Annotated in this window: 3 protein-coding genes; 2 read left to right on the forward strand and 1 reads right to left on the reverse strand. The window is 71.4% G+C overall.

Annotation, left to right across the window (positions count from 1 at the left end):
• Nucleotides 1-88: 88 nt before the first annotated feature.
• Entirely contained in the window at nucleotides 89-1,726 is a 1,638-nt protein-coding gene (locus ACWC9T_RS41170; RefSeq protein ID WP_449826140.1) for an LCP family protein, read from the reverse strand.
• 220 nt (nucleotides 1,727-1,946) lie between these two features.
• Between ACWC9T_RS41170 and ACWC9T_RS41175 the strand changes: the two genes are divergently transcribed.
• Nucleotides 1,947-2,321 carry a hypothetical protein gene (locus ACWC9T_RS41175; RefSeq protein ID WP_449826141.1) on the forward strand — a complete coding sequence of 125 codons (375 nt, stop codon included), beginning with the start codon at nucleotides 1,947-1,949 and terminating at the stop codon, nucleotides 2,319-2,321.
• Nucleotides 2,322-2,447: 126 nt separating this feature from the next.
• Complete coding sequence (locus ACWC9T_RS41180) at nucleotides 2,448-3,791, forward strand: trans-sulfuration enzyme family protein (RefSeq protein ID WP_449826142.1); 1,344 nt, start codon at nucleotides 2,448-2,450, stop codon at nucleotides 3,789-3,791.
• The last annotated feature ends 11 nt before the right edge of the window (nucleotides 3,792-3,802 follow it).

A 3,802-nucleotide genomic window follows, 5' to 3' on the forward strand; every position in this document is an offset into this window, starting at 1 on the left:
GGGTGAAGTAGGTCCGCAGGTGGATGGCGCCGAGGCGGAGGTAGTTGATGCCCTTGGGCCCCGCCGTCGTCCGTTCCGCGGTCGGGGCTCAGCCGTAGGAGACGTTGGCGCAGGGGTCGTCGTCCGCCGAGCGGGCGGTGCCGCTGACGCTGGAGGGCAGCGGGGCCGGGGCGCCGGGGTTCGCGCCGGGCGCCGAGGCGGCGGGGGCCGGGTTGGCGGCGGCGAAGTCGTGGCCAACCACCACGCTCAGGCCCTTGCCGCCGGGTTGGACGTTCGCGCCCGGGAAGAGCTTGGCCACCTCCTCGGCGGCGGCGCGCTCGCCGGTGCCGTACTCGACCACGGTGGTGCTGCGGGGCTTGCCGGGCGCGTTGCCGATGGTGCCCACGGTGTAGCCGGCGCCCTTGACGGTCTCGGCCGCCTTGCCGCCGACGCCGGACTCGCCGGTGCTGTTGAGCACGGCGACCTTGATCTCGGCGTTCTTGGCGTTCGCGGTGGGGGGTGGGGTCGCCGCGGCGGGCGGGGTGCTGGGGGCGGCGGTGTCGGGGGCGTCCGGACGCTGGGCGCTGGCGTCCTGGCCGTCGATGGTGCGGTCGGCCTTGAGGGCGGCCCAGAGCTGGTCCACGTCGGGGTGGACCAGGGCGACGCGCGGGCCCTCGTACCGCCACGGGGCGGTGATGAACTTGATGTCGTGCAGGTCCACGTCCTTGATCGACATGGCGAAGGACATCAGCTTGGCGGCCGTGCCGAGGTCGGGGTCGACGGTCAGCGACTTGGTCGCCGCGTCGGCCAGCGGCAGCAGGGTGGTCGGGTCCATGCCCTGCGACTTGACCTGCTTGATGAGCGAGGAGAGGAAGGCCTGCTGGCGCTTGGTGCGGCCGATGTCGGAGCCGTCGCCGATGCCGTGGCGGACCCGGACGAAGTCCAGCGCGGCCTGTCCCTCGACCTTCTGCTTGCCCTTGGCGAAGATCAGCTTGCCCTTGTGGCCGAGGTTGGGGTTGAGGTCTCCCTCGTGGATGTCGTTCGGCAGGCAGACGTCCACGCCGCCGACCGCCTTGGTCATGGTGGCGAAGCCGTTGAAGTCCACCACGATGGTGTGGTCGACCCGCAGGTTGGTGAGCTTCTCGACGGCGTTCTGGGTGCAGGCCGGGTTGCCCTGCTCGGTGTTGCCCACCGCGAAGGCGCTGTTGAACATCACATTGGTCTGCTCCTTGGTCCACTTGCCGTTGGGGAGCTTGCACGGCGGGATGTTGACCAGGGAGTCGCGGGGGATCGAGATGCCGACGGCGTGCTTGTGGTCGGCGTAGACGTGCAGCAGGATCGCGGTGTCCGAGCGGGCGCCCTCGTCCCCGCCGCCGCCCAGGTCGCTGTTGCCGTTGCCGCGGCTGTCGGAGCCGATCATCAGGACGTTCACCGGGGTGCGGCCCTGGGCGTCCGGGGCGGCGGCCTCCGGGCGGTCCTTGCTGAGGGCGTCGCGGTCGAAGGTGGTGATGTTGCTGTTCAGGCGGTAGTAGAGGGCGCCGCCGCCGATGAGGAGGAGGGAGGTGCAGCCGGCTGTGACCCAGAGCACCTTCTGCTTGGTGCTGCGTTTACGCTTGGGCTTGGCCCGACTCGTCGGACGGTCGTCCGATATGTCGTTGTCTGTGGCGGTTTTCCGGCCTGCGGCCCGTCGTCCGCCGGGGCGGTGCGGTGAATTCTCGGCTTCGGGGGAACCCCTGCGACCCGACACGGCGTCATCCTCCACAGTTGCCACGGAACCCCCGTTGAAGCGGTGGATTCGCGTGGCCCGGGGTCTGAGCCGATCCGGGCAGGCCCGTCGCTAAACTTTTACACCGCTGTAGAACTTCAGAGGAGCATACTAAGCGTAGATGAGAAAATCACTGGTCAGGCCAGGAGAGCTGGTCGGCTGTGACTCATCCTCGCTGCTCCGGACCTGTACGAGGAGCACGATGACTCACCGGATCGCACGTTCGATAGCCGGCGCCCTGGTGGCACTGCTGGCTGCCGTGGGCCTGAGCACCGCGGCGTCGAGCGCGACGGCGGTGGCCGCGCCCCGGACCGTCGCGGCCGCCGCCGCCCCGGGCACCGCGGCCGTCGCGGGGGGACCGGTTGCCACGAACGCCGCCCAGGGCGTCCGTTCCGAGGTGGCCGCGTCCGCCTCCGCTGCGCACCTCGCGGCCAAGCAGGAGAAGAAGAAGTCGGGCTTCTTCGCCAAGCTCGGCAAGTTCCTGCTGGTCGTGATCATCCTGATCATTCTGTTCATCATCCTGGTGATCTGGGGCATCATCCACCTCGTGAAGCGGATCTTCCGCCGCAGCCGCTGACCTGCCGCAGTCGCTGACCGGTCGAGCCCGAGCGCCCGGTCCAGGTGCCCCCTTCGGCGTCCGGACCGGGCCACCCGGCTGTGATTGGCCCTGTCGGGCCGGGCGGAAGCGGCCCAGAATGACGGCATGAGCGACTTCCACCCGAACCCCGACGCGCTGCGCCCCGACAGCCGGATCGTCCACCCGCCGCTCGCCGAGGCCGTCGGCAGCCGCCCGCTGGGCATCCCGCTGCACCAGGGTCACCTGTTCGCCTTCGACAGCAGCGACGCGCTCGCACGGGCCTTCGCCGAACCGGGCGAGGCGTTCTTCTACAACCGCTTCGGCAACCCGACCGTCCGCTCGCTGGAGACCGCCGTCGCCGACCTCGAAGGCGGCACCGGCGCGATCGCCACCGCCTCCGGCATGGGCGCGATCAACACCGTGCTGCTCGCCCTGCTGCGCTCCGGCGACCACGTGATCGCCCAACGGAGCCTGTACGGCGGCACCTTCGCGATGCTGGCCGACCTCGCGGAGCGGTGGGGCGTCGAGGTGACCCACGTCACGGGCGACGACCCGGGCGAGGTCGAGGCCGCCCTGCGGCCCAACACCCGGCTGCTGCACCTGGAGACGGTCTCCAACCCGACCACCCGGGTCACCGACCTGACGGGGCTGATCGGCGCCGCCAAGCGGGCGGGGGTGGTGAGCGTCGTGGACAACACCTTCGCGACCCCGTTGCTGTGCCGGCCGATCGAGCACGGTGCGGACGTGGTGATCCACTCGGCCACCAAGTACCTGGGCGGGCACTCGGATGTCCTGGCCGGGATCGCGGTCTTCGCCGACGCCGAACTGCGCCGGAAGGTCTGGCAGTTCGCGACCGAGCTGGGCGCCAGCGCGGACCCGTTCGCCGCCTGGCTGACCCTGCGGGGCCTGCAGACCCTCGCCCTGCGGGTCCGCCGCCACTGCGACACCGCCCTCGACCTGGCCACCCGCCTGGCCGCCCACCCGGCGGTCTCCGCCGTCCACTACCCGGGCCTGCCCACCCACCCCGACCACGACCGCGCCCGCCGGCTCCTGCCGGACGGCCAGGGCGGCGTCCTCGTCTTCGACCTGTCCGGCGGCCGCGAGGCGGCCCGCACCTTCACCGAGTCCGTCCGCCTGGCCTCGCTGGCCCCCTCGCTCGGCGGCGTCCAGACCCTGGTGCTGCATCCGGCCCGCCAGCACCTCCCACCGGCAGCTCTCGGACGCCGAGTTGGCGGCGGCGGGCATCGGCCCGGGGACGGTGCGGGTCTCGGTGGGCATCGAGCACCCGGAGGACCTGTGGGCGGACGTGGAGGGGGCGCTCGCGAAGCTGTGAGGGCCGCCTCGACGACGGCGGGCGCGGGCAGCGGTGTCAGCGGATGCCCGCCGCGGCTAGGGCGCGTATCGGCTTGTGATCAATCTGCGGGATTCGCCCTCGTGACAGGGTCTAATCCGGTAGATCGTCTTGCATGACGCGAGTGCAA

It is taken from the genome of Kitasatospora sp. NPDC001159 (assembly GCF_053598235.1).

What these genes read in the sequence shown, in the direction of transcription:
- ACWC9T_RS41175 (WP_449826141.1), top strand. Translation starts at nt 1,947, where the DNA reads ATGACTCACCGGATCGCACGTTCGATAGCCGGCGCCCTGGTGGCACTG.
- ACWC9T_RS41180 (WP_449826142.1), top strand. Translation starts at nt 2,448, where the DNA reads ATGAGCGACTTCCACCCGAACCCCGACGCGCTGCGCCCCGACAGCCGG.